The 24,420-nt window shown below is 69.9% G+C and carries 21 protein-coding genes and 1 tRNA gene; 14 read left to right on the top strand and 8 right to left on the bottom strand.

The window, feature by feature from the left end; translation table 11 throughout:
• Positions 1-37 precede the first annotated feature (37 nt).
• The 5 genes from ACRQ4B_RS00630 (at position 38) to ACRQ4B_RS00610 (ending at position 4,413) form a co-directional block, all read left to right on the top strand.
• Complete coding sequence (locus tag ACRQ4B_RS00630) at positions 38-424, top strand: DUF3263 domain-containing protein (protein ID WP_439692801.1); 387 nt, start codon at positions 38-40, stop codon at positions 422-424.
• Complete coding sequence (locus tag ACRQ4B_RS00625) at positions 421-1,014, top strand: LytR C-terminal domain-containing protein (protein ID WP_439692800.1); 594 nt, start codon at positions 421-423, stop codon at positions 1,012-1,014. The genes ACRQ4B_RS00630 and ACRQ4B_RS00625 overlap by 4 nt, the downstream gene beginning before the upstream one ends.
• 192 nt (positions 1,015-1,206) lie before the next feature.
• Entirely contained in the window at positions 1,207-1,410 is a 204-nt protein-coding gene (locus tag ACRQ4B_RS00620; RefSeq protein WP_058740472.1) for a cold-shock protein, read from the top strand.
• Positions 1,411-1,633: 223 nt separating this feature from the next.
• Entirely contained in the window at positions 1,634-3,253 is a 1,620-nt protein-coding gene (gene groL, locus ACRQ4B_RS00615) for a chaperonin GroEL (RefSeq protein WP_079237233.1), read from the top strand.
• A gap of 269 nt (positions 3,254-3,522) precedes the next feature.
• On the top strand, positions 3,523-4,413 hold the full coding sequence (locus ACRQ4B_RS00610; RefSeq protein WP_439692799.1) for an endonuclease domain-containing protein: 891 nt from the start codon (positions 3,523-3,525) through the stop codon (positions 4,411-4,413).
• A gap of 162 nt (positions 4,414-4,575) precedes the next feature.
• Here ACRQ4B_RS00610 and ACRQ4B_RS00605 read toward each other — a convergent pair whose 3' ends face one another.
• The 5 genes from ACRQ4B_RS00605 to ACRQ4B_RS00585 all read right to left on the bottom strand — a co-directional run bounded on the left by ACRQ4B_RS00605 (position 4,576) and on the right by ACRQ4B_RS00585 (position 10,955).
• Entirely contained in the window at positions 4,576-6,297 is a 1,722-nt protein-coding gene (locus tag ACRQ4B_RS00605) for a sensor histidine kinase (RefSeq protein WP_439692798.1), read from the bottom strand.
• 120 nt (positions 6,298-6,417) lie between these two features.
• The gene (locus ACRQ4B_RS00600; protein ID WP_017888045.1) at positions 6,418-7,113 is read right to left on the bottom strand and encodes a response regulator transcription factor; all 696 of its coding nucleotides are present in this window, start codon (positions 7,111-7,113) and stop codon (positions 6,418-6,420) included.
• A 51-nt stretch (positions 7,114-7,164) separates the two neighbouring features.
• Positions 7,165-8,862: a DNA repair helicase XPB gene (locus ACRQ4B_RS00595; RefSeq protein WP_439692797.1), complete on the bottom strand. Its 1,698-nt coding sequence runs from the start codon at positions 8,860-8,862 to the stop codon at positions 7,165-7,167.
• A 58-nt stretch (positions 8,863-8,920) separates the two neighbouring features.
• Complete coding sequence (locus tag ACRQ4B_RS00590) at positions 8,921-10,681, bottom strand: helicase-associated domain-containing protein (RefSeq protein ID WP_439692796.1); 1,761 nt, start codon at positions 10,679-10,681, stop codon at positions 8,921-8,923.
• Between the two features lie 28 nt (positions 10,682-10,709).
• On the bottom strand, positions 10,710-10,955 hold the full coding sequence (locus ACRQ4B_RS00585) for a hypothetical protein (protein WP_439692795.1): 246 nt from the start codon (positions 10,953-10,955) through the stop codon (positions 10,710-10,712).
• Between the two features lie 110 nt (positions 10,956-11,065).
• Between ACRQ4B_RS00585 and ACRQ4B_RS00580 the strand changes: the two genes are divergently transcribed.
• Together ACRQ4B_RS00580 and ACRQ4B_RS00575 are read left to right on the top strand one after the other, a co-directional pair.
• Positions 11,066-11,443: a cold-shock protein gene (locus ACRQ4B_RS00580; protein ID WP_022906598.1), complete on the top strand. Its 378-nt coding sequence runs from the start codon at positions 11,066-11,068 to the stop codon at positions 11,441-11,443.
• Positions 11,443-12,150, top strand: coding sequence for a DUF3027 domain-containing protein (locus ACRQ4B_RS00575; RefSeq protein WP_439692794.1), 708 nt, complete (start codon positions 11,443-11,445; stop codon positions 12,148-12,150). Before ACRQ4B_RS00580 ends, ACRQ4B_RS00575 begins: the two co-directional genes overlap by 1 nt.
• Positions 12,151-12,222: 72 nt before the next feature.
• Here the strand turns inward: ACRQ4B_RS00575 and serC are convergent, their stop codons facing one another.
• Positions 12,223-13,338 (bottom strand): phosphoserine transaminase, encoded by a 1,116-nt coding sequence (gene serC, locus ACRQ4B_RS00570; protein ID WP_439692793.1) that lies wholly within the window; start codon positions 13,336-13,338, stop codon positions 12,223-12,225.
• 151 nt (positions 13,339-13,489) lie between these two features.
• Between serC and ACRQ4B_RS00565 the strand changes: the two genes are divergently transcribed.
• The 7 genes from ACRQ4B_RS00565 to argG all read left to right on the top strand — a co-directional run bounded on the left by ACRQ4B_RS00565 (position 13,490) and on the right by argG (position 21,020).
• Positions 13,490-14,185 (top strand): metal-dependent transcriptional regulator, encoded by a 696-nt coding sequence (locus tag ACRQ4B_RS00565; RefSeq protein ID WP_439692792.1) that lies wholly within the window; start codon positions 13,490-13,492, stop codon positions 14,183-14,185.
• A gap of 264 nt (positions 14,186-14,449) precedes the next feature.
• On the top strand, positions 14,450-15,391 hold the full coding sequence (locus tag ACRQ4B_RS00560; RefSeq protein WP_439692791.1) for a C40 family peptidase: 942 nt from the start codon (positions 14,450-14,452) through the stop codon (positions 15,389-15,391).
• Positions 15,392-15,758: 367 nt separating this feature from the next.
• Positions 15,759-16,253 (top strand): HNH endonuclease, encoded by a 495-nt coding sequence (locus ACRQ4B_RS00555; protein ID WP_439692790.1) that lies wholly within the window; start codon positions 15,759-15,761, stop codon positions 16,251-16,253.
• A gap of 265 nt (positions 16,254-16,518) precedes the next feature.
• On the top strand, positions 16,519-17,622 hold the full coding sequence (locus ACRQ4B_RS00550; RefSeq protein WP_439692789.1) for an epoxide hydrolase family protein: 1,104 nt from the start codon (positions 16,519-16,521) through the stop codon (positions 17,620-17,622).
• A 13-nt stretch (positions 17,623-17,635) separates the two neighbouring features.
• Positions 17,636-17,707, top strand: a tRNA-Arg gene (locus ACRQ4B_RS00545).
• 246 nt (positions 17,708-17,953) lie between these two features.
• Complete coding sequence (locus ACRQ4B_RS00540) at positions 17,954-19,468, top strand: KAP family P-loop NTPase fold protein (RefSeq protein WP_439692788.1); 1,515 nt, start codon at positions 17,954-17,956, stop codon at positions 19,466-19,468.
• 109 nt (positions 19,469-19,577) lie between these two features.
• Positions 19,578-21,020: an argininosuccinate synthase gene (argG, locus tag ACRQ4B_RS00535; RefSeq protein ID WP_439692787.1), complete on the top strand. Its 1,443-nt coding sequence runs from the start codon at positions 19,578-19,580 to the stop codon at positions 21,018-21,020.
• Between the two features lie 302 nt (positions 21,021-21,322).
• On the opposite strand, the gene ACRQ4B_RS00530 is transcribed toward argG, so the two are convergent.
• Positions 21,323-22,465 (bottom strand): AI-2E family transporter, encoded by a 1,143-nt coding sequence (locus tag ACRQ4B_RS00530; protein ID WP_439692786.1) that lies wholly within the window; start codon positions 22,463-22,465, stop codon positions 21,323-21,325.
• A gap of 466 nt (positions 22,466-22,931) precedes the next feature.
• The gene (locus ACRQ4B_RS00525) at positions 22,932-24,380 is read right to left on the bottom strand and encodes an MATE family efflux transporter (RefSeq protein WP_439692785.1); all 1,449 of its coding nucleotides are present in this window, start codon (positions 24,378-24,380) and stop codon (positions 22,932-22,934) included.
• Positions 24,381-24,420: the final 40 nt, after the last annotated feature.

The following is a 24,420-nucleotide window of genomic DNA, read 5'->3' as shown; positions in this document are numbered from 1 at the left end:
GTGCGAGACCCGTTCCCTGACCGTGATCGGAACCGCAGTGACCGCCACACCCGTCGAGCAGCGCAGTGCTGAGGAGCAGCGCAGTGCTGCCGAGCAGCGCAGCGTTGACGAGCAGCGCAGTGCTGCCGAGCAGCGCAGTGCTGGCGAGCTCGGCGCGCTCGCGCTGCGTGTCCTCGCGTTCGAGCACGAGCGGCCGCGGCACGACCGCACGAAGGAAGCGGAGATCCGGGTCGAGTTCGAGATGTCGCCGGCGCGGTACTACCAGGTGCTGAACCGTGTGATCGACTCGCCCGCGGCGCTCGCGTACGACCCGCAGCTGGTCACCCGGCTGCAGCGGCTCCGGACCGCGCGCACCAGCGCCCGAGCGGCACGCAGCTTCGTCGCGCCCGGCGCAGCACCCGAAGGACGTGAAGAGGAACGATGACGACGAGATACCCCCGAGACCGGTTCGACGACGTCGCCGACGGCCCCCGGGTCGGTGCGCACCGCGGTGCCCAGCGCCGTGGCCGTGGTTGGATCGCGTTCGCGTGGGCAGCGCTCGCGACCGGCGTCATCGTGGGCCTCGGCGTCCTCGCGCTCGCCCTGCTGAACGACAGCTACTCCTTCCCCGGGTCGACCGCTCCGACGTCCTCGGCGTCCGCCACACCCTCGGCATCGGCGTCCTCGACCCCCTCGGCGTCCTCGTCCTCGTCCGCGCCGGCGTCGCAGGAACCGACGGCAGCGACCCCGGCGGACCAGGGTGCGACGAGCGTCGTCGTGCTGAACGGGACCACGACGACCGGCCTCGCGGCGAAGGCCAGCACGGCGCTGACCTCGGCCGGTTGGAAGGTGACCTCGACCGGCGACGCGGGCACCACCGGCACGACCGCGACGATCGTCTACTACCAGCAGGCGTCCCAGGCCGCCGTGGCGCAGGGCATCGCGAAGTCGCTCGGCGTCACCGCCGTGCAGCAGTCGGCGGCGTTCCCCAACGCCGACATCAGTGTCGTGCTCGGCGCCGACTACACCGGCTGACGCATTCCCTCCGGCACGATTCCCGGTGGTCGTGTGCGCATTTGTGACAGCCGTGTTTCCGGCACGTTGATTCTTGACGGAATCAGCGTGAAACAACGTCACACCTCTTGCCCTGCCGACATTGTTCGGTAAGAGTCGTGCCAAGGCGGCGCAGCGCCGTCCGCAACAGCACCACCGCAGGGAGCAAGAAACATGGCCAACGGAACCGTGAAGTGGTTCAACGCCGAGAAGGGCTTCGGCTTCATCACCGTCGATGGAGGGGGCCAGGACGTGTTCGTGCACTACTCGGCAATCGACATGTCGGGCTACAAGGTCCTCGAGGAGGGCCAGGCAGTGACGTTCGACGTCGGCACCGGGGCGAAGGGGCCGCAGGCCGAGTCCGTCCGCCCCGCCTGACCGTCCGCGGCAGCACCACTGACGAACGCGTCGCCCCGCCGGGGGCGGCGCGTTCTGCTGTGTTGGGTGTCCGAGTCCGGCCCGTGTCCTGGGAACTCGGCCCGCGCCTCCCGTCGCGTGTTGCACTCGACCCCTGCGAGTGCCAGAATCGGCGTTGGCACTCGCTCACGCTGAGTGCCAGCACGACCCCCATGACGACGTCCGGGAGGGACGAGAAACTCACATGGCAAAGATCATTGCTTTCGACGAAGAGGCCCGTCGCGGCCTCGAGCGCGGCCTCAACATCCTGGCCGACGCCGTGAAGGTGACGCTCGGCCCGCGCGGCCGCAACGTCGTCCTCGAGAAGAAGTGGGGCGCCCCCACGATCACGAACGACGGTGTCTCCATCGCCAAGGAGATCGAGCTCGACGACCCGTACGAGAAGATCGGTGCGGAGCTCGTCAAGGAGGTCGCCAAGAAGACCGACGACGTCGCCGGTGACGGTACGACCACCGCGACCGTCCTCGCCCAGGCGCTCGTCCGCGAGGGCCTCCGCAACGTCGCCGCCGGTGCCGACCCCGTGTCGCTCAAGCGCGGCATCGAGAAGGCCGTCGCCGCCGTCTCCGACCAGCTGCTCCTCAACGCCAAGGACATCGAGACCAAGGACCAGATCGCCGCCACCGCGTCGATCTCCGCCGCGGACCCGACCATCGGCGCGCTCATCGCCGAGGCCATCGACAAGGTGGGCAAGGAAGGCGTCGTCACCGTCGAGGAGTCGAACACCTTCGGCACCGAGCTCGAGCTCACCGAGGGCATGCGCTTCGACAAGGGCTACCTGTCGCAGTACTTCGTCACCGACCCCGAGCGTCAGGAAGCCGTCTTCGAGGACGCCTACATCCTGATCGTCAACTCGAAGATCTCGAACATCAAGGACCTCCTGCCGGTCGTCGACAAGGTGATCCAGGCCGGCAAGCAGCTCCTGATCATCGCCGAGGACGTCGACGGTGAGGCCCTGGCCACGCTCGTCGTGAACAAGATCCGCGGCATCTTCAAGTCCGTCGCCGTCAAGGCCCCGGGCTTCGGCGACCGCCGCAAGGCCATGCTGCAGGACATCGCGATCCTCACCGGCGGCCAGGTCATCTCGGAAGAGGTCGGCCTCAAGCTCGAGAACGCGACCCTCGACCTGCTCGGCAAGGCCCGCAAGGTCATCATCACCAAGGACGAGACGACCATCGTCGAGGGTGCCGGCGACGAGGAGCAGATCGCGGGCCGCGTCCGTCAGATCCGCTCCGAGATCGAGGCGACCGACTCCGACTACGACCGCGAGAAGCTCCAGGAGCGCCTCGCGAAGCTCGCCGGTGGCGTGGCCGTCATCAAGGCCGGTGCCGCGACCGAGGTCGAGCTCAAGGAGCGCAAGCACCGCATCGAGGACGCCGTCCGCAACGCGAAGGCCGCCGTCGAGGAGGGCATCGTCGCCGGTGGTGGCGTCGCGCTCATCCAGGCGTCCATCGTGCTCGACTCCCTCGAGCTCGAGGGTGACGAGGCGACCGGTGCGAACATCGTCCGCGTCGCGATCGACGCGCCGCTCAAGCAGATCGCGCTGAACGCCGGTCTCGAGCCGGGCGTCGTCGCCGCCAAGGTCCGCGAGCTCGAGTCGGGTCACGGCCTCAACGCCGCGACCGGCGAGTACGTCGACCTGGTCGCCGCGGGCATCATCGACCCGGCCAAGGTCACGCGCTCGGCGCTGCAGAACGCTGCGTCGATCGCCGGTCTGTTCCTCACGACCGAGGCCGTCGTCGCCGACAAGCCGGAGCGCACCCCTGCTGCCCCGGCCGGCGACCCGACGGGTGGCATGGACTTCTAGTCCCGGTAGCCGGAAGGCCCCGCACGCTGCGCGTGCGGGGCCCTTCCGCGTGCGCGGGTGCGTGCGCGCGTGTCGGCGCGTGTCGGCGCGTTGGTCGCGGAAAGTGTCGCTCCGGTCGCGTGCGGGCGACAGCTTGCGCGACCACGGCGACGCGCGGACGGCAGGTCTTGCGACCACTGGCTGACGCACTGGAGGCACGGATCGCCGCGTTCTCCACAGGTCGCGTTCCGAGCACGCGAACGACCGCACCGTTCCGCCAGACTCCTGGGATGATCCAGCCCCGCCCGCTGCCTCTCGCGCTCGATCCCGCGGCCTTCCTCGTCCGTGATGCTCGCGACCACGGCGTCGGAGCGAACAGACTCCGCCGCGGGGACCTCTTCCGCCCGACCCACGGCGTCCGGACCACGCGACCGACCCTGTCCCCGGTCCGTGCGGTCGCGATGGTCCTGCGGGCGAGCCAGTACATCAGTCACACCTCCGCGCTCGCGGTGTGGGGTGCTCCTCTCCCTCGCGGTGCGGACGGCGGGACTGTGCACGTCTCGACCGCGGGGACCGGGTCGTTGATGCGCCGACGGGACGTCACTGGTCACCGGCGCCGCCGTGGCGCCCGAGTGGTGGACCACGAGGGCATCCGCGTCAGCTGCCCCGCGCAGGCGTGGCGCGAGAGCATCGGTCTCCTCACGGTGCAGCAGTCCGTCGCGGTAGGTGACCACATGGTGCGCCCGGGCGGCCCCACCACGGTCGACGAGCTCGCCGCGGCGATCGTGCCCGGGAGCCACGGGGCAGCCGTCGCACGGGACGTCCTCGACCTGGTGCGGGTCGGAGCGGAATCGCCGATGGAGACGTGGCTGCGGCTCGCGGTCGTCGGCGCCGGGTTTCCCGAACCGCAGCTCCAGGTCGAGGTCGTCGATCCGGGTGGGAACTTCCTCGGGCGCGTGGACATGGCCTGGCCGGAGCACCGCATCGCGCTCGAGTACGACGGTGCCCACCACCTGGAACGTGAGCGGTTCGAGCGCGACCAACGGCGCGACAACGGGCTCACAGTGAACGACTGGCTGGTCATCCATGCAACGCGGGCCGATGCGGTGCGCCCTGCGGTGCTCTTCGAGCGGCTCCGGCAGGCGTTCGCCACACGGCAGCACGCTCGTCGGTCGGTCTGATCCGTGCCGCGGCGCGCGTTCGTCGGGCGTGAGCTGTGCCGATGTTGGTCGCAGGACGTGCCGTTCGCAGCACGGCCTGGTCGCGAAACATGTCGGGTGGCTCGGAGTTGAGCGGCATGTTCTGCGACCACCGTGGACGGCGAGGCGCGGGGGCCGCGCGCGTCAGGCGGCGGGGGTGGGCGTGGTGGGGGCCGGGGCGTAGTCGCGGGGGAGCAGGGGTAGCCAGACGCGGAAGGTCGCGCCGCCGCCCTCGGTGTCGAAGACCTCGACGGAGCCGTGGTGCGCCGCGACGATGCCCGACACGATCGCGAGCCCGAGGCCCGACCCGCCGGTGTCCCGCGCGCGCGAGGTGTCCGCACGCCAGAAGCGCTGGAAGATCTTGTCGCGCAGCTGCGGCGGGATGCCCTCACCGTGGTCGATGACGTCGATGTGGGCCATGCCGCGCTCGTCATCCACGCCGATGCCGATCTCGATCGGGTCGTCGTGCGCCGTGAACCGCATGGCGTTGCCCATCAGGTTCGTCACGATCTGGCGGATCTTGTTCTCCTCCGCCAGGACGATCGGCGGGCGCTTCGGCAGCACGACCGTGGGGAGCGGGGTGGTCTCGTCGGTGGGAGCGATGTCGCCGTCGACGCCCATCGCCCGGGTTCGGCGGGCTCGGAGTCGTGCGATCGTCTGCCGGGAGAACGCGATCGGCCCGGTGGTGTTCGCGGAGGAGGGGGAGGACGGGGGAGCATCGTCGGAGCCCGAGACGGATCCGGCCGACGGTGCGGCCGGACGCACCGCGTGGGGGACGCTCTCGCCGGTCACGGAGTCCTCGACGAGCACCTGGATCTCGCGGTCGGGGTTCGACGCCATGGTGTCGAGCGCCGAGTCGCGGGCGATGGCGACGAGGTCGACGGGGCCGAGTTCGAGCGGCTTGGACTCGTCGATGCGGGCGAGCTGCAGGAGGTCCTGCACGAGGAGCCCCATGCGCTGGGCCTCCTTCTCGATGCGCTCCATCGCCTGCGCGACGTCCTCTTCCTTGCGGAGAGCGCCCATCCGGTAGAGCTCGGCGTACCCGCGGAGCGACACGAGCGGCGTCCGGAGCTCGTGGGAGGCGTCCCCGACGAAGCGGCGCATCTGGTCGATCGTGCGCTGCCGGTCCTCGAAGGCGGAGTCGATGCGCTCGAGCATGGAGTTCAGGGAGCGGTTGAGGCGACCGACCTCGGTGTTCGGGGTGTCGGCCTCGAGCCGCTGGTTGAAGTCGCCGGCCGCGAACCGGGCTGCGGTGTCCTCGACGTCGCGCAACGGGTCGAAGGTCGCGGTGACGAGGAGTCGGGTGAGCATGGCGCCGAGCAGGATCACCGAGATGCCGAACCCGAGGAAGATGACGGTGAACCGTGCGATCGTCTGGTCGGTGTCGGCGCTGGACACCGCGACGAGGACGTAGCCGGTCTCGGTGGTGCCGTTGGTCTGGTCCTGCAGCGAGGCGGGGATGACCTGCGCGCGCCACTCGTGGTTGTGCTGGCTGTCGTAGAGCGAGAACCGCACACCGCTCTGCGCCGCGGCGGGGAAGTCGAGCTGGCGGATGTCCGGTCGGCTGGACGCCTTCGTCTGGCAGATCCGGTCGCTGTCGGAGTTGTACGCGGCGACGTAGGCGCTCTGCGAGAGCACCACGGAGAGCTTGCAGTACTGCTCGCCGTCGCTGATGTTCTGCCCCTCGAGCTGCTCGGTCGTGTTCTTCACACTGGTGTCGAGCTGCGACATGAGGTAGGTCGACAGCACCGTCATGGTGCCGAGCCCGGCGACGAGCAGGCCGAGCGCCACCAGGAGGACCGTGATCCCGGTGATCTTGGTGCGGAGGGAGATCCCGTCCCACCAGCGGCTCATTCGCGTGTGCATGCTGCCCCAACGATAGACAGCGGCCGCCCGGTGAAACCGGACGGCCGCCGTGAAGACGGACCCCGACGGGCCCGGACCACGGGCCCGGACCACGGGCCCGGACCCTGACGGGCCCGGAGGCTACGAGGCCTTCGACGCCTTGAGCATGTAGCCGAAGCCGCGCTTCGTCTGGATGATCGGCTCGGCCGAGTACTGGTCGAGCTTGCGGCGGAGGTACGAGATGTACGACTCGACGATGCCGGCGTCCCCGTTGAAGTCGTACTCCCACACGTGGTCGAGGATCTGCGCCTTCGACAGCACCCGGTTCGGGTTGAGCATGAGGTAGCGGAGCAGCTTGAACTCCGTCGGGGACAGCTCGATCTGCGCGTCACCGATGGTCACCTCGTGCGTGTCCTGATCCATCGTGAGTTCGCCGGCGCGGATGATCGCGTCTTCTTCGTCGTTCATGGTGCGACGGAGGATGGCCTTGATGCGTGCGACGATCTCGTCCAGCGAAAACGGCTTGGTGACGTAGTCGTCGCCGCCGACGGTGAGGCCGGTGATCTTGTCCTCGGTGTCGTCCTTCGCGGTGAGGAACAGGATCGGCGACGTGTAGCCCGAGGAACGGAGGCGCTTGGTGACGCCGAAGCCGTTCATGTCCGGGAGCATGACGTCGAGGATGATGAGGTCCGGCTCTTCCTCGAGCACGGCGGAGATAGCCTGCGCGCCGTTGCCCACCGCGCGCACGGCGAAGCCGGCGAAGCGCAACGAGGTCGTCAGGAGGTCGCGGATGTTCGGTTCGTCGTCGACGATCAGGATCTTGGGGCCATCGCTCATGGTCCTATCTTCTGACCGTTCCCTAGTGGTTTCCTGGGAGCGCTTGGTGCGTCAGCCAACCAGAGTCTGGATCTGGTCGGCGTCGAGGATCGTGTACGAGTAGCCCTGCTCGGCGAGGAACCGCTGCCGGTTCTGCGCGAAGTCCTGGTCCACGGTGTCGCGGGTCACGAGCGTGTAGAACGACGCGGGCAGCCCGTCCTTGTTCGGGCGCAGGAGTCGGCCGAGGCGCTGGGCCTCTTCCTGCCGAGAGCCGAACGACCCGGACACCTGGATCGCCACCGTCGCGTCGGGCAGGTCGACCGAGAAGTTCGCGACCTTCGAGACGACGAGGACGTCGATCGTGCCCTCGCGGAAGGCTTGGTAGAGCCGCTCGCGCTCGTCGACGGGCGTGGCACCGGTGATCTCCGCTGCGTCCAGGGACTCCGCCAGCGCGTCGAGCTGGTCGATGTACTGCCCGATGACGAGGATCTGCTCCCCGCGGTGCTTCGCGATGAGTTCCCGCACCACCGGGGTCTTCGCGGGCGAGGTCGCCGCCAGCCGGTACCGCTCGTCGTCGCTCGACGCGGCGTACTCGAGTCGGTCCTGGTGCGGCAGGTCGATGCGCACCTCGAAGCACTCGGCGGGGGAGATGTACCCCTGCGCCTCGATCTCCTTCCACGGGGCGTCGTAGCGCTTCGGTCCGATGAGGGAGAACACGTCGCCCTCCCGGCCGTCCTCGCGCACCAGCGTCGCGGTCAGTCCGAGCCGTCGTCTGGCCTGCAGGTCGGCGGTCAGCTTGAAGACCGGCGCGGGCAGCAGGTGCACCTCGTCGTAGACGATGAGGCCCCAGTCGAGGGCGTCGAGCAGGGACAGGTGCGTGTACTCGCCCTTCCGACGGGCGGTGAGGATCTGGTAGGTCGCGATGGTGACGGGCCGGATCTCCTTGACGCTGCCGGAGTACTCGCCGATCTCGTCCTCGGTCAGGGTGGTGCGGCGCAGCAGTTCCGAGCGCCACTGCCGGGCCGAGACGGTGTTCGTGACGAGGATGAGCGTCGTGGCCTTGACGGTCGCCATCGCGCCGGCACCGACGAGCGTCTTGCCGGCGCCGCAGGGCAGCACGACGACGCCGGAACCCTGCGCGAAGAAGGTGTCGACCGCCTGCTCCTGGTACGGCCGGAGACTCCACTCCGACGTGTCCAGGTCGATGGCGTGGGGCTGACCGGGCGTGTAGCCGGCAAGGTCCTCCGCCGGCCAGCCGAGCTTCACGAGCTCCTGCTTGATCTGCCCGCGTGCCCACGGGAGCAGCTCGACCTCTTCCGGGGAACGCATGTCGCCGAGGAGCGGCTTGATCCGCTTCGACCGGATGACCTCGGCGAGGATCGACGGCTCGGAGGCCGTGAGCAGGAGCACCGGCTGGCGCTCGAGTTCCTCGGTGGGGGAGTTCGCGACGACCGGGGCGTCGGGGCGTTCCTCACGCCGGATGACCAGCCGACCGTACCGGGCCACGGTGTCGCGGATGTCGACGGTGACGCTCTGCGGGACGGGGAACTTGGCGAAGCGCTCGAGCGTCCCGATCATCGATTCCGCGTCGTGCCCGGCTGCCCGGGCGTTCCACAGTCCGAGCCGGGTGACGCGGTAGGTGTGCACGTGCTCCGGGGCGCGTTCGAGCTCGGCGAACACCGCGAGGTCGTGCCGCGCGTCCTCGGCGTCGGGGTGCGCGACCTCGAGGAGCACGGTGCGGTCGCTCTGCACGATCAGCGGTCCGTTCATGACGGATCAGCCTAGGCCTCGTGGCTGCGAACCGGCGCGGCCCGTCGCGCCGGTGGGATCAGGCGTCGCTCTCCACGGCCACGACGAGGGAGAGCGGCAGGGTGCGCTCGACGTCGACGGCGGTGTCCCGGCCACGGACGCGGCCGGCGGCGACGGACGTCGGCACGATCGAGAACGGCCGTTCCGTGCCGTCCGGCATGCGGACCGTCAGCCGGATCGGCGTGCGTCCGCGCACGGCGAGGTCGATCTGGCGTCCGAGCCACTCCTGCTCGGGTTCGGCGTCGCCGCGCTCGGTGGTCAGTCGGAGCCGCTCCACGAGTGCGTGCGCCGCCTGCTCCGGGTTGCGTCCGCCACCGCGTCGTCGGCCGGGAGGCACGGATCCCGTCACCGGGCGGGCTGCGGCCGTCAGGACGGCCGGGTAGCGCTGGTCCTCCAGCGCCGTGTGCACGACGTGCGGCGGGTAGCGGGTGAGCAGTGTCGTGAGGTCGCTGCGCTCCCACGCGAGCTGCCGGAGTTCGGCGTCCACGCCGATCAGGTCGAGCTGGTCGGCGGTGCCGTGCACCCGGGTGCCGACGCCCTCGGCACCGAGGTCGACGACGATGCTGCCGTCCCGCGAGGAGACCTGGTCGACCAGGTAGGCGAGCGGCTGCGGGAGGCCGGTCGACGAGAGCCGCTCGAGCAGCGCCACGACCTCGTCGCGGGTCAGGCCGGCACGGAACGCGCGGCGGAGCGAGTCCTCCGAGATCCGGTAGCGCGCCGCGAGGCCCGGCGCCTCGAGCACGGCCACGCTCCGCAGCGCGGCGTCGTCGACGGGTGCGAGGGGACCCGGGGCGATCACGGTGAGGTCGTGCTGGAGGTACACGCCGTCGACCGTGCGGGGGAGGTCTTCGGCGGCCTGGGCTCCGTCCCCGTCGAGCAGGGCCCGACCGGTGCTCGTCACGCGGCCGTCGACCGTCACGCCCAGGGCGGCCGCGGTGCCGGCGACGTCGAGCAGGACGGCGTCGAGCCAGCGGGCACCGGCGGGGTACGCCCACCTGCCGACGGACACGAGGTCACGGAGGTCGTCCCCCGCCGCGGCGAGGACCTCGCGCGTCGCCGGGTCGAGTGCGTCCCGCCAGCTGGCGACGAGCGTCGACCAGCGGTCCGGCCAGCTCGCCACCAGCCAGGCGTCCCCGTCGGCGGTGGTCGTCCAGGTGCCGTCCGAGGGGTCCGCGAAGCCGGTGCGTCCGAGCAGCGCCAGCCGGTCGGGGACGACCTCGGGCTCTGCTCCGGCGCGTTCGCCGAGCGTCTTCGCGAGCGGACTGCCGATGCCGCCCTTCACGAGTTCGCGCACCGCACCCTCGGTGACGGCGCGCAGGAGTTCGGCGAGCACGGTCATCGTCGCGAAGGCGTGTTCCGCGCCGACGGTCCGGGCGCGCGCGTCGTCGGCCGGCTCCGGAGCCGAGCCGACGGTGCCGGGGCGATCCGCTCCTCCCGTCAGGTCCACGATGTCGGGGTGGGCGGTCAGCCGGGCCGACACCGCGTCGTCGACGCCGCCGTCCTCGTCGGCGAGGCCGAGCGCGACCGCCGGTGCGAGGTCACCGACCGAGCCCGAGCCGTCGCGGAGCGCGAGCAGCGTCGCGCGCGGCAGGTGCTCGATCGCGGCGTCCACCGCGTCGTCGGTGCGGAGTGCCTCGGCGAGGTCGAAGAAGTCCGAGATGCGCAGCGGACCCGCGTCGGCGAAGACCGCCGTGGGGAGTCGCCGCGCGACGACGAGCCGCTCGAGGGCGTCGTCGGGCATCGCCCGGAGCCGGGCGGCCAGGTCTGCGGTGGTCGTCATCGTCCGCCGCGATCGTCCGGCGCGGGCCTCAGCGCGCCGTCCGGTTCGCTCGCGCCCTGCGCGTCCAGGTGATGCCCAGCAGGGTGAACACCAACACCATGCCGATCGGGAAGCCGATGAGCGGGATCGCCATGATCACGGGCCAGGGCATCGATCCCTGCGCGCTCGGGACGGTCAGCCACATCACGATCATCGCGGCCATGCAGAGGAACGCGGCGATGAAGATCCCGCCGACCATGAACGCGAGGGCGCGTTCGGTACGATTGAACGTCACCGGGGGTTCTGCAGTCTCCTGCGAGTTCCCGGTCGATCGGGTCGGGTTGGCCATCGACCCAGGATATCCGACGCACCACGGCCGTTCCACGATCACGAGGAGACCGACGAATGCCCACCGGCAAGGTCAAGTTCTACGACGACCAGAAGGGGTTCGGGTTCATCACCGGCGACGACGGCGAACCCGTCTTCCTGCACGCGTCCTCGCTGCCCGACGGCGTCACGTCGGTGAAGGCCGGATCGCGGCTCGAGTACGGCGTCGTCCAGGGGAAGAAGGGGTCGCAGGCGCTGTCCGTCCGGCTCCTCGACCCGCAGCCGTCCCTCGCGAAGATGTCCCGCCGTTCCGCGGACGACATGGCCGTGATCGTCGAGGACCTCGTGAAGGAGCTCGACCGGATCAGCGGCGACTTCCGGCACGGCCGGTACCCGAAGAACGGCACCCGTATCGCCGCGATCCTGCGGCACGTCGCTGACCAGTTGGACGCGTGATGACCGAGACCTTCCCCGTTGCCCCGGCCCCTTCCGAGGACCTCACCGCGCTCGCGCGCACGGCCCTGCTCGAGGTGACCCCCGAGTCGACCGTCGGCGGGCCCGCGGGCACCGTGGACGAGGGCGACGGGGTCGTCTCCGTCCTCTTCGCCAACCGCATGCCGGGCTACCCGGGGTGGCGCTGGACCGTCTCGATCGCGCAGGTCGAGGGGGACGAGCCGACCGTGCTCGAGGTCGAGCTCATGCCGGGTGATGGTTCGCTCGTCGCGCCGGACTGGGTGCCGTGGTCCGAGCGGCTCGCCGAGTACCGCGCCGGGCAGGACGACGCCTCCGACGAGCACGAGGGCGACGAGTCGGACGACGACGAGGACGCCGAGGACGCCGACGAGGACGCCGACTACGACGACACCGACGACGACGAGTCCGACGACGACGAGTCCGACGACGAGGACGACTTCGACGCCGACGAGGACGACCTCGACGAGTCGGACGACGACGACATCGAGGGGGTCGACGTCGACGAGCTCGACGAGACCGCCGCGGACGACGACGAGGCAGACGAGGACGAGGACGAGGACGAGGAGCCGGTCCGGTCCCGCGGTGCGCGCCGCCGCTCGCGCCGCGTGCGCCCGGTCGACCCCGACGAGGACCTCGACACCGACCGGCTCGACCCCGGCGAGGTCGACCCGGAGCACCACCGGTCGTAGACCCGACCCGTCACGGCCAGGAGGCGCGGTGCCAGCTGGCACCGCGCCTCCTGTCCGTCGGCTGCTCGCGCGTCAGCGCAGGGCGTCCACCGTGAAGTCGATGGCCTGCACGAGCTTCGCGACGTCGTCCGGGTCGATCGCCGTGAACGTCGCGATGCGCAGCTGGTTGCGACCGAGCTTCCGGTACGGCTCCGTGTCGACGATGCCGTTCTGGCGCAGGGTCGCGGCGACGGCCTTCGCGTCGATGGTGTCGTCGAGGTCGATCGTGGCGACGACCTGCGAGCGGGCGGCCGGGTCGGTCACGAACGGCGTCGCGTAGTCGACCGACTCCGCCCAGTCGTAGAGCGTCGACGAGGAGGTCTTCGTGCGGGTGTCCGCCCAGCCGATGCCGCCGGACTCGTTGATCCAGCGGACCTGGTCGTCGAGCAGGATCAGCGTGGCGAGGGCCGGGGTGTTCAGGGTCTGGTCGAGCCGCGAGTTGTCGACGGCGTTCTTGAGCGACAGGAACTCCGGGATGTACCGGCCGCTGGCGGCGATCCGCTCGACGCGCTCGATCGCAGCGGGGGAGAACAGCGCGAGCCAGAGGCCGCCGTCCGAGGCGAAGTTCTTCTGCGGCGCGAAGTAGTAGACGTCCGTCGCGCTGACGTCGAACGCGGCGCCGCCGGCCGCGCTCGTGGCGTCCACGACGGTCAGGGCGCCGGGGTCGCCGGCGGCGCGGACGACCGGGGCCATGACGCCCGTCGAGGTCTCGTTGTGCGGGTACGCGTAGACGTCGACGCCCTCGACCTGCTCGAGCGCGGCGAGCGATCCGCCGGGTGCCTCGACGACGTGCGGGGCCTCGAGCCAGGGAGCGCCGGCGGCCTTGGCGAACTTCGAGCCGAACTCGCCGAAGGACAGGTTCTCGGCCCGGCGCTCGATCAGCCCGAACGCCGCTGCGTCCCAGAACGCCGTCGACCCGCCGTTGCCGAGGACGACCTCGTAGCCCTCCGGCACGTCGAACAGGTCGGCGAGGCCCTGCCGGACGCTGCCGACCAGGTCCTTGACGGGCTTCTGGCGGTGGGAGGTCCCGAGGATCGTCGCCCCGCGGGTCACGAGGGACTCGAGCTGTGCGCCACGGATCTTGGACGGTCCACAGCCGAAGCGGCCGTCGGTGGGGAGGAGTTCGGCGGGGATGACGATGTCTGCCATGCACCGATCCTACCGAGCGGTATCCCAGCGCTCGTGACCGTGCACCGACCGGACGGGCCGGTGTTCCTTGCGCCGTGCAAGTGTTGGTCGTTCCCTGTCACCGCGAACAAGTAGGGTGGGGCGCGCTGGGCCCAGACATGAGAGGCGGACCGTGACCGATCTCGTCGACACCACGGAGATGTACCTGCGCACCATCCTCGACTTGGAGGAGGAGGCGATCGTGCCGCTGCGCGCTCGCATCTCGGAGCGCCTCGGACACTCGGGTCCCACGGTCTCGCAGACGATCGCCCGCATGGAGCGCGACGGGCTCGTCGTCGTCTCGGGCGACCGGCACCTGGAGCTCACGACCGAGGGCCGCTCGCGCGCCACGCACGTCATGCGGAAGCACCGGCTGGCCGAGCGCCTGCTCTCCGACGTCATCGGGCTCGACTGGGCGTTCGTCCACGACGAGGCCTGCCGCTGGGAGCACGTGATGAGCGAGCAGGTGGAGGTCCGCTTGCTCGAGATGCTCGGCAACCCGACCGAGTCGCCGTACGGCAACCCCATCCCCGGCCTCGCCGAGATCGGCGGACCGGCGGCCCCGGGCTTCCTGGACGGCGTGCAGAACATCGTCGCCGCGACCGAGGGCACCGACGCCGTCGCGACCGGGGTCATCCGTCGTCTGGGCGAGCCGGTCCAGTTCGAGCCGGAGCTCCTCCACCAGCTGCGGTCCGCCGGCGTCATGCCCGGTCGGCTCGCCAGTGTGCAGCGCGCCGGGGCGTACGTCGCGGTCCGTGTCGAGGGCGAGGATTCGGGCATCGAGCTGCCCGCCGAGGTCGCGCAGCACGTCTACATCGAGCGCGCCTGACCCAGAATTGGGGATGACCGGATTTTCCCGGTCTGATCAGGGATTCTTTACCGTTCCGTTACAAACCGGCGTTTTCATCTCGACAAGGTAACGGTGCCCACGTACACTCGTCCGAGTCCGCCGGCCACCCACGAGGCCCAGGACCCGTGACAGGACGTCTCGAACCCGTCTCCTGTCTCGATCGGAAACGATGACGAACGGATGGGGTTGCACGGTCGGCGATCACCCCCGCTGGCAGTGGTGACGAGACGCCGGAGACATCCCTTGACGCAGACCGGTTCCGCCGCGGACGACCAGACGCCCGCGAACCCGACGAACACCGAGAACGCCACCGACGCCCCCCTCACCCGTCGAGCCGTGCGCGCAGCGGAGCCCACCCGGCGCGTCACCCCGGTCCGCGACGCCCCGCTCCCCGGCGGTCGTCGTGCCGCACAGGCAGCCCGGACCGCCGCGACCGCGAAGGCCAGCTCCTCCGCCCGCAAGCGCCGCTTCCTCGCGCCGGTCGTGCTGACCGTCGCCGCGGGCATGTTCGGCACCGTCGCGGTCGCCCCGGCCTTCGCGTCGACGCAGCAGTCCTCCGCCACCGACGCCGCCGAGGCACAGCGCCAGGTCCGCACGACCCAGGCCCAGAACTTCTCGGTGTCCGACGCCGTCGCCCTCGCCGGCACCAGCCGTGACGGTTACGGCGCCACCGCACAGTCCACGCTCGACGCCGAAGCCGCGAAGAAGGCCGCTGCCGCCGCCGCGAAGCAGGCCGCCGCGACGCAGGCCGCCCGCGCGCAGACCGCCTCGCAGTACGCGTCGTACTCCGGCCCGAGCGCCTCCGACTACGTCGCGACCGCCACCGCCGCCAACACCCCGTTCTCGCTGCCGGCCGTGGTCGCCACCGCCAAGCAGTACATCGGCACGCCCTACGTCTTCGGCGGCGCGGACCCGTCGGGCTTCGACTGCTCGGGCTACGTGATGTTCGTGTACGCGCAGTACGGCATCAACCTCGCGCACTCGGTGCCGCTGCAGGACCAGGCCGGCACCACGATCCCCGAGTCCGAGGCGCAGCCCGGTGACGTCGTCATCTTCAACAACGAGGCGCACGACGGCTTCTACATGGGCAACGGCATGATCATGGACGCCCCGAAGCCCGGTGGCTCCGTGTCGATCCGTCCGATCTGGACCAGCGACTACCACATCGTCCGCTTCGGCATCTGACGAGCGGGACGCCCGACGCTGCGGCGTCGAACCCGTGAACATCGCCGGAACCGGCCCGTGCACCCTCGTGCCGGGCCGGTTTCTGACGTACCCTGACGCTGCACCGGTCCGAACGGCCCCGAGCAGGGAGACCCCATGTCAGCGTTCCGCACGACCCGCACCATGGGTCGGCGCGCGCACGTCGACATATGGTCGACCACCGCCTGCGTGCACGAGCACGCCCCTGCATGACGAGAGCACTGCCCAGCCGGGTGGTGCTCTTCGTGGTTCAGGGGACGTGTGCGCGAGCGACGGTCACCTGCGCGGTACCCCGGTCCGACGCACCCGCAGCGCCTGGAAGCCGTCCAGGCACGTCGGAAGGGAACCCATGCGCACTCTCGTCCTCAACGCCGGTTACGAGCCCCTCGCGGTGATCTCGTTCCGACGGGCCCTCGTGCTCGTCATGAACCAGAAGGCCGCCATCGTCGCCGCAGACCTCGAGCACCCGGTCACGGGCTCGACGTCCACCTACGACCGTCCGTCCGTCATCATCCTCACCCGGTACGTCCGCATCCCGCACTCGCGGCTCGTTCCGGTGTCCCGGCGTGGTGTGCTCCGCCGGGACGCGAACCGGTGCGCGTACTGCGACCGGCACGCGACGACCATCGACCACGTGCAGCCGCGGTCGCGCGGGGGCGAGGACTCCTGGGAGAACCTCGTCGCCTGCTGCCTGGCGTGCAACAACACGAAGGGCGACCGCACCCCGCAGGAGATGGGGTGGCGGCTCCGGTTCCGGCCGAAGGCGCCGCACGGTGCCTCGTGGGTCGTGCGCGGGATCGAGCGCCCGCAGACCGAGTGGGACGAGTACCTGGTGGCCGCGTAGCGGCCGACGACCCGACCACGGCCGGACGGGAGGCGCGGGGCGGGACCGCCCTGTGCCTCCCGTCCGTCGCCTGGTCGCCCCGCGTGCCGATCCGCGCATGGTGTGCCGATTCGCGCATGGTGTGCCGATTCGCGCATGGTGTGCCGATTCGCGCATGGTGTGCCGATTCGCGCATGGGGTGCCGGATCTTCTGGTCATCCTTGCGCGGAAGCGCTTCCGATTGCGCGCGTGATGGGAAGGAACGCGCGGGCGTAGCGTGCGTCGTGTGAGCGAGACCCCGTGGATCGACGACGACACCATCGCGAACCTCCGGGCACGGCTGCGTGCAACCCGGTGGCCCGACGTCCCCGCCGGCACCGGGTGGTCGCTCGGCGTCGACGTCGAGGAGCTCCGACCGCTCGTCGAGTACTGGGCGGACGGCTTCGACTTCGACGCGCACCGGGCACAGCTCGCCGCGCTGCCCTCGCGCCGGGTCGTCGTGGACGGCATCGGCATCCACGTGCTGCACGCCCGCGCTGCGACCGACGGTGCACTGCCGGTCCTGCTCGCGCACGGCTGGCCGGACTCCGGGTGGCGGTACCGCAAGGTGCTCCCGATGCTCGTCGACGCCGGCTTCGACGTCGTCGTCCCGGACATGCCCGGCTACGGCTTCTCGGCCGCGCCACCCCGGGTGCTCGACGCCCGCCAGGTCGCGGGCATGTGGGCGACGCTCATGACCGACCTCGGGTACGAGCGGTTCGCGGTGTCCGGCGGCGACATCGGCACGCACGTCGCCCGGTACCTCGCGCTCGACCACCCCGACCGGGTCGTCGCCGTGCACCGCATCGACGGCGGACTCGCCTGGCCCGGGCTGGACGCGACCACGTTGACCGCCGCCGAGCAGGAGTTCGTCGCCGCGACCGATCGGTGGCGCACGGCCGAGGGGGCCTACGCGATGCTGCACCGCACGAAGCCACAGACCGCAGCGGTCGGGCTGAACGACTCCCCGGCCGGGCTCGCGGCGTGGATCGTCGAGAAGCTCCGGTCGTGGAGCGACTGCGACGGGGACCTCTGGTCCGTGTACACGCGGGACGAGGTGCTGGCGCTGCTCACCGAGTACTGGGCCACCGCGACGATCGGCTCCGCGATGCGGATGTACCACGCGAACGCGGCGATCCCGGCGGACCAGATGGCTCGTCGGGTCGAGGTGCCGTCCGGGTTCTCGATCTTCCCTGGTGACCTCGTCCGGGCGCCGGCGGAGTGGCTCGAGCGGACCACGAACCTCGTGTACCACCACGAACTCGACCGCGGTGGGCACTTCGCCCCGTTCGAGCAGCCGGCGCTGTTCGTCGACGAGCTCCGGACCTTCCTGGAGCCGTTCCGCCGGTAGAGTGGTCGGGCCAGCCTCTGTAGCTCAATGGAAGAGCAGTTCCGTCCTAAGGAAACGGTTGGGGGTTCGAGTCCCTCCAGGGGCACCTCGGGGGACCGGGGCGCTGCGGACACCGTGGGGTCGGCGCTGCGGACACCGTCGGGTCGATGTGTCGGCTGGACTCCGTCGTGATCGTGCGACTGCAGCGAGGAATTGAGTTCGTCCGGGGAGCTTTTCGTTGACGGCGGCTGAGAGTCCTGTCATTGTGGGCCTGATGTCCTCTCGTCAAAGTCGAAACTCAGACCCTTCCAAGCTCGAGATTGTCGTTGATCAACCCACAGATGAGCTTGGGTTGGGTTACGACAAGTATGTCGATGCCCTTGCCTCCGTTGTGGAAAACGGTTCGCCCGCTAGGTACACGGTCGGGATCTATGGTGCTTGGGGAGTCGGTAAGTCGTCGATTCTGAGCGCTCTGAGGAAGGCCCTAAAGTCTGACGAGATGCCGGTCGTGACATTCGATGCCTGGCGGTATGCGCGCAACCCGGACGTTCTCATCCCGTTAATGCACGAGATCAATGATGCGGTGCCTGTGCAGGGTAGCCCGTTCTGGAAGTCGATTGGTCGTGGGCTGCGGGCAGCCACGGCGGAGTTGACGTTCCCGACACCGATCGGGTCCATCTCCGGCGCAGCGATCGGTAACGCCGTCGCCGGTGCGACCCAAGCGTGGAAGGAGCCAATAGAACGTCGACGCGCGGAGGTCCCGCTGTCGGGATTGAAGGAGATCGGCGATGACCTCACTAAAGAGGAGAAGCGTATCGTCGTGCTCGTCGACGACTTGGACCGTTGCCCGCCGGACAAGATCGTCAACGTCCTCGAAGCCATCCATGTCCTTACCGATGTCCAGGGCTTCGTCTTCGTGCTCGCCCTGGACTATGACGTTCTCGTCGAGGCAATCCGCGAACAGTACCCATCTGTCGACGCCGCCCTCTTCATCGAGAAGATCATTCAGATCCCCTTCTGGATTCCTGAAGTGGACCGAAGTTCATCGGTCATCGGCCAGGTCGTGCCCGAGTGGAAGCGTCTCCTCGGACTGAGTGGAACGGAATCGGACACGCTCGAGAGCGTGGTTCATCTCGCCCTCAGAACGAACCCTCGGCAGGTGAAGCGGCTGGTGAACTCGATGCTCGTGGCGCAGCACATACTCGGTGACTCGGCGGAGAAGGCCACTGATAAGTCGATCCTGCTCGCGGTGATCGGCATGCAGCTGCGCTGGCCCGCACAATTCAAGCAACTGCACTTCGCGCTCGCTGCCAATCCAGACAACGAGAACCTCGGGGACTTCGACGCGGATCTAGAGGACTTCGTCGACGTGCGGGGTCTGTCCGAGTACATGGACGCCGTACTTCCGGGTAACCTCGCTCGCGATCAGGTCCTGGCAGCGATGAAGTATTCCCAAACGACTGCATCCGCTTCGGCTCAGCAGTCTCTCGACGACGAGCTCGACGGCAGCATTCAGGGGTCTGCGAACGAGTACCAGCACGACATCGCAGCAGTTCATGCGTCGTGGTACCAATGGGTGTGTCAGGAGCTGGAGAGCCGGGGTGCGGTCCTCGCGCCACGCCAGCAGTACATTGCGTTCAAGTACGGAACACGTGCGTTCCTGCGCGTCGACGGGTACGCGCGGATCGGCGTCCGGCTTTTCTTCCCCAACTCGATGAGGATCGATGCCGACGATGAACAGTCGTTTACAGTCGCGACGGGTGGGCGGGCTGGAAACTTCTCTAGGACTCTCGTCGTCGATGACGAAACGCGTGAGCTCGCGCTCAAATACATGACCCGAGCGCTCGAAGCGGCGCGTCGTCGCTGACGGGTCCGTGCCCAACTGCGTCCTTCAACGATGGGCAAGCCGAGCGGCCGGTTCCGCAACAGTCGGCCTGGACGGTTGTCGAGGCCGCGCGCCCCGTACGATTGACTGTGTGTCCAAGGTCCTGAGCAGTCTCCCCGTCGGCGAACGAGTCGGCATCGCGTTCTCGGGGGGTCTCGACACCTCCTGCGCCGTTGCCTGGATGCGCGAGAAGGGAGCGGTGCCCTGCACGTACACGGCCGACATCGGCCAGTACGACGAGCCGGACATCGACGCCGTCCCGAGTCGCGCCCACGAGTACGGCGCGGAGATCGCCCGCCTGGTCGACGCGAAGAGCGCCCTCGTGGAGGAGGGCCTCGTCGCCCTGCAGACCGGCGCCTTCCACATCCGCTCCGGCGGCAAGACGTACTTCAACACGACGCCCCTCGGTCGTGCGGTGACGGGCACGATGCTCGTCCGCGCGATGAAGGAGGACGGCGTCGACATCTGGGGCGACGGCTCCACCTACAAGGGCAACGACATCGAGCGGTTCTACCGCTACGGCCTGATGGCGAACCCGCGGCTGCGCGTCTACAAGCCGTGGCTCGACTCGGAGTTCGTCGAGGAGCTCGGCGGCCGCAAGGAGATGAGCGAGTGGCTCGTCGCCCGTGGCTTCCCGTACCGCGACTCCACCGAGAAGGCGTACTCCACGGACGCGAACATCTGGGGTGCCACGCACGAGGCGAAGAGCCTCGAAGAGCTCTCGAGCGGCCTGGACATCGTCGAGCCGATCATGGGTGTCGCCGCCTGGCGTGACGACGTGGAGGTCGCGACCGAGGTCGTCACCGTCCGCTTCGAGGCCGGCCGTCCGGTCGCGATCAACGGCGTCGAGTACGCCGACGCGGTCGCGCTCGTCTACGAGGCGAACGCGATCGGTGGCCGCCACGGTCTCGGTGCGTCCGACCAGATCGAGAACCGCATCATCGAGGCGAAGAGCCGCGGCATCTACGAGGCGCCGGGCATGGCGTTGCTGCACATCGCCTACGAGCGCCTGCTCAACGCGATCCACAACGAGGACACCGTCGCGTCGTACCACAACGAGGGCCGCCGCCTCGGTCGCCTGATGTACGAGGGCCGCTGGCTGGACCCGCAGTCCCTCATGCTCCGCGAGTCCCTGCAGCGCTGGGTCGCCTCCGCCGTCACGGGTGAGGTCACGCTGCGGCTGCGCCGTGGTGACGACTACACGATCCTCGACACCACGGGTCCGGCGCTCTCGTACCACCCGGACAAGCTCTCGATGGAGCGGGTCGGCGACGCGGCGTTCGGCCCGGACGACCGGATCGGCCAGCTCACGATGCGGAACCTCGACATCGCGGACTCCCGTGCGCGGCTCGAGCAGTACGCCGCCGCCGGGCTCATCGGCGGGGCGACCGGTGACCTGGTCGGTCGGCTCGAAGCGGGCGAGTCCGAGGAGATCCTCGGTGGCGCCGTCGTGACCTCGGACGCCGACGACGCGCTCGGCCGCGCGACGGACGCCGCGTCCGAGGGTGCCGCGTTCGACTCCGGGACCGACTGACCGCTGTCCACACGAAGGGGGTCTCCGCATCGTGCGGAGGTCCCCTTCGTCGTGTGGCGTGGGCGTGGTGCGACATCTCCGCTGTCGTACGACGTCGACGCTGTCGCTCCGGGGCGCGTGCAACGGTTGCGTCCGCGGTCGAGCGACATCTCCGCTGTCGTACGACATCGGCGTTGTCGTACGACGTCGACGTCGTCGCTCCAGCGCGCAGGCAACGGGCAGTCCCGCCGCGGCCGGGCCCGCAGACGGACGGGAGGCGCGGTGCCAGCTGGCACCGCGCCTCCCGTCCGTCTGCGGTCGCGTCAGCGCGCCTCGGCGGTCTCCGGCCGCTTCTGCCGCCACGCACGCGCCGGCTGGTCCGGCCCGTCCCAGACCTGGATCGCGCCCCACGCGGCGGCGAGCAGCGGCACCGAGATGATCGCGCCCGTGATCCCCGCGAGCACGGTGCCGGCGGTGAGGCCGATCAGGATGACGAGCCCGTGCAGCTTGAGCGTCTTGCCCATCAGGACCGGCTGCAGCAGGTTGCCCTCGAGCTGGTTCACGAGCACGACGATGCCGACGACCACCAGCGCCTGGACCGGGCCGAGCGCGACGAGTGCCACCAGCGCGGCGAGGATGCCGGCGGCGGTCGCACCGACGATCGGGATGAACGCCGTGATGAACACGACGACCGCGAGGGGCAGTGCGAGCGGGACGCCGACGATCGCGATGCCGACGCCGATGCCGATCGCGTCGACCGCGGCGACGGTGGCGGTGCCGCGGACGTAGCCGCCGAGCGTCTGCACGACGCGGTCACCGACCCGACGGGCGCGTGCGTAGCGCTCGCCGGAGAACGGGCGGAGCAGGAACTCCCAGATCTTCGGGCCGTCCTTGAGGAAGAAGAACAGGACGACGATCATCAGCACGAGGCCGGTGAGGAAGTTCGCCGTCGCCGAGGCGCCCGCGAGTGCTCCGGAGCCGAACTGCGAGCTCGTCAGGAACTCCTCGACGCTCTTCACGACGTCGTCGATCTGCGAGTCGGAAATCGAGATCGGCAGCGTCGACGCGAAGTCCTGCAGCTGCTCGAACCCGCGCACGGCGGACTTCTGCAGGTCGGGCCACTGCGAGATCACCGCGACGACGATGAGCCAGCCGACCAGACCGAGCACGACGAGCACCCCGATGAGGACCGCGAGGGTCGCCAGCACCGAGGGCACCTTGTGCCGTCGGAGCCACGAGACCACCGGGTGCATGGCCGAGGCGATGATGAGCGCCAGCAGCACCGGGATCGTGACGACGCTGAGGGTCGCAGCGGCGTAGACGACGCCGATCGCGATGACCAGCACGATGATGACCTGCAGGCACCGGGTGGCGATGCCGCCGAACGAGTCGGACCACTTGCGCGCCAGGTCCGATGGCGGCTCGGGGCGGCTGGTGGGGCTGGCTGGACTGCCGAACAGGGGCATGGGGCTCCTCGGGGTACGGGTGTGCCCGCCCACCGTACCGGGGCGCCAGCATCCGGGTCCGGGGCCGTCCCGCACGTGCGAGGTCGCGGGGGAGTGCGGGAACCGGAGGATCGTCCCCGATCCCCTCTACACGCCGTAGCCTGAGCGGACCGGGTCACTCAGGGTCCCGTGGTCTTGATGCTCCCCGCACGTGGCGGGGTCTGGCGCAGCGGGACGGCCCGGTCGTATCCGAGGTGCGCGACACCTCGACGAAGGGCTGGTCGCATGACCGCCGTCACCACCGTCCCGTTCGCTCCGATCGTCGAGCTGTTCGTCAGTTCGACCCGTACGCCGGTGACGCCCGTGGCCGGCTCCCTGCTCGAGCTCGTCCTGTCGTAGCGGCCCGCTTCGCGACCGTGTGACGGACGGGAGGCGCGGAGCCAGCCGACACCGCGCCTCCCGTCCGCTCGTGCGCGCGTCCTGACCGTCAGGCGGCCGCTTCCTCCAGGGTCGCGTCCGCCCGCTCCGGCGAGCCATCGGCGAGGCCTCGGGCGATCCGCCCCCGGGACACCGCCCAGAGCGCCAGGGCCGCGACGAACACGAGCACCTCCGTGACGGTGAGTGCCCAGATGATCCCGGCGAGCCCGAACCACAGGTTGCCGACCACCACGATCGGGATGAACAGCACCCCCTGTGCCATCGAGAGCACCATCGCGGGCAGCACCATGCCGGTCGCCTGGAACAGCGAGGTGAGCAGTCCGGTGAACCCGTTGACGATCGTCGCGACGAGCTGCGCGGTGAGGATGGTCAGGCCGATCGCGAGCACCGAGTGGTCGCCGGAGAAGATCGTGAAGACCTGCTCGCGGAAGACGAACACCGTGCCGGAGAACACCAGGACGATGGTCCCGACGGTGCACGCGGCACCGCGCAGTGCGGCACGCAGCCGGGCGGCGTCGCCCTTGCCGAAGGCGTAGGCGAGCAGCGGCAGGACGCCGATCGTGACGCCCATCACGAGGAACTCCGGGACCTGGGCGATGCGGACCGCCACGCCCATCGCGGCGAGGGGGTCGTCGCCGTACGCGGCAGCGAGGTTGTTCAGCACGAGGGTCGTGACGATGAGGAACGAGGCCTGCAGGAGTTCGCTCGACCCGATGCCGAACACGCCCTTGAGGATGTCGGCCCGGAGCGTGAACCACTTCGGCGCGAAGCTGACGTTCTCGCTGTTCCGCTGCAGCCAGTGGATCCAGTAGCCGATCGCGACGACGTTCCCGAGGCCGACGGCGAGCGCAGCGCCGGCGACGCCCCAGTGCAGCACGAGGATGAAGAGCACGTCGAACACCAGGTTGCCGACGGTCGACAGGACGAGGCCGATCATGGCCTGGCGGGCGGCGCCCTCGGAGCGGACGATCTGCTCGAGGGCGAACGACGCGGCGAGCACCGGCACGAACGCGAGCATCACGGCGACGTACGCACTGGTGGCGGGCACCGCGGCGGCGTCCGCACCGAGCACGGCGACGAGCGGCTGCAGGAACACGAGGCCGACCACGGCGAGGACGGCTCCGGTGACGACGGCTCCCCAGAGGGCGAACGACGCGACGTGCTTGATGTCCTGCGCCGTGGCGGGGTCGTGCTCCGAGGCGCCGAGCATGCGGGACATGAGTGCGCTGCCGCCGACGCCGAAGACGCCGCCGACCGCCATGATCAGGCCGAGGAGCGGGGTGCCGAAGGTGATCGCGGCGAGCAGCGAGGTGTCGTGCTGCGAGCCGATGAACCCGGCGTTGATGACGTTGTACAGGGCGCTGACGACCATCGCGGCGGCCATCGGCACGCAGAGGTGCACGAGGGCGCGGGCGATCGGGGCGGCGGACAGGTACCAGCGGTTCTTCGCGGCGGCGGTGTCCCCGGTCGGGGACGTGGTGCTGGGTGTGGTGGTCATGGCTGCCTCCTCCAGGGCAGGGCTCCGCTGCCCGGTTCCG

It is taken from the genome of Curtobacterium sp. SP.BCo (genome assembly GCF_051903265.1).
Classification (GTDB): Bacteria; Actinomycetota; Actinomycetes; order Actinomycetales; family Microbacteriaceae; genus Curtobacterium.
The sequence above is the reverse complement of the archived record's forward strand: the minus strand, read 5'-3'. Positions and strand labels throughout refer to the sequence as shown.

What these genes read in the sequence shown, in the direction of transcription:
- ACRQ4B_RS00625 (WP_439692800.1), top strand. Translation starts at nt 421, where the DNA reads ATGACGACGAGATACCCCCGAGACCGGTTCGACGACGTCGCCGACGGC.
- ACRQ4B_RS00620 (WP_058740472.1), top strand. Translation starts at nt 1,207, where the DNA reads ATGGCCAACGGAACCGTGAAGTGGTTCAACGCCGAGAAGGGCTTCGGC.
- groL (WP_079237233.1), top strand. Translation starts at nt 1,634, where the DNA reads ATGGCAAAGATCATTGCTTTCGACGAAGAGGCCCGTCGCGGCCTCGAG.
- ACRQ4B_RS00610 (WP_439692799.1), top strand. Translation starts at nt 3,523, where the DNA reads ATGATCCAGCCCCGCCCGCTGCCTCTCGCGCTCGATCCCGCGGCCTTC.
- ACRQ4B_RS00605 (WP_439692798.1), bottom strand. Translation starts at nt 6,297, where the DNA reads ATGCACACGCGAATGAGCCGCTGGTGGGACGGGATCTCCCTCCGCACC.
- ACRQ4B_RS00600 (WP_017888045.1), bottom strand. Translation starts at nt 7,113, where the DNA reads ATGAGCGATGGCCCCAAGATCCTGATCGTCGACGACGAACCGAACATC.
- ACRQ4B_RS00595 (WP_439692797.1), bottom strand. Translation starts at nt 8,862, where the DNA reads ATGAACGGACCGCTGATCGTGCAGAGCGACCGCACCGTGCTCCTCGAG.
- ACRQ4B_RS00590 (WP_439692796.1), bottom strand. Translation starts at nt 10,681, where the DNA reads ATGACGACCACCGCAGACCTGGCCGCCCGGCTCCGGGCGATGCCCGAC.
- ACRQ4B_RS00580 (WP_022906598.1), top strand. Translation starts at nt 11,066, where the DNA reads ATGCCCACCGGCAAGGTCAAGTTCTACGACGACCAGAAGGGGTTCGGG.
- ACRQ4B_RS00575 (WP_439692794.1), top strand. Translation starts at nt 11,443, where the DNA reads ATGACCGAGACCTTCCCCGTTGCCCCGGCCCCTTCCGAGGACCTCACC.
- serC (WP_439692793.1), bottom strand. Translation starts at nt 13,338, where the DNA reads ATGGCAGACATCGTCATCCCCGCCGAACTCCTCCCCACCGACGGCCGC.
- ACRQ4B_RS00555 (WP_439692790.1), top strand. Translation starts at nt 15,759, where the DNA reads ATGCGCACTCTCGTCCTCAACGCCGGTTACGAGCCCCTCGCGGTGATC.
- ACRQ4B_RS00530 (WP_439692786.1), bottom strand. Translation starts at nt 22,465, where the DNA reads ATGCCCCTGTTCGGCAGTCCAGCCAGCCCCACCAGCCGCCCCGAGCCG.
- ACRQ4B_RS00525 (WP_439692785.1), bottom strand. Translation starts at nt 24,380, where the DNA reads ATGACCACCACACCCAGCACCACGTCCCCGACCGGGGACACCGCCGCC.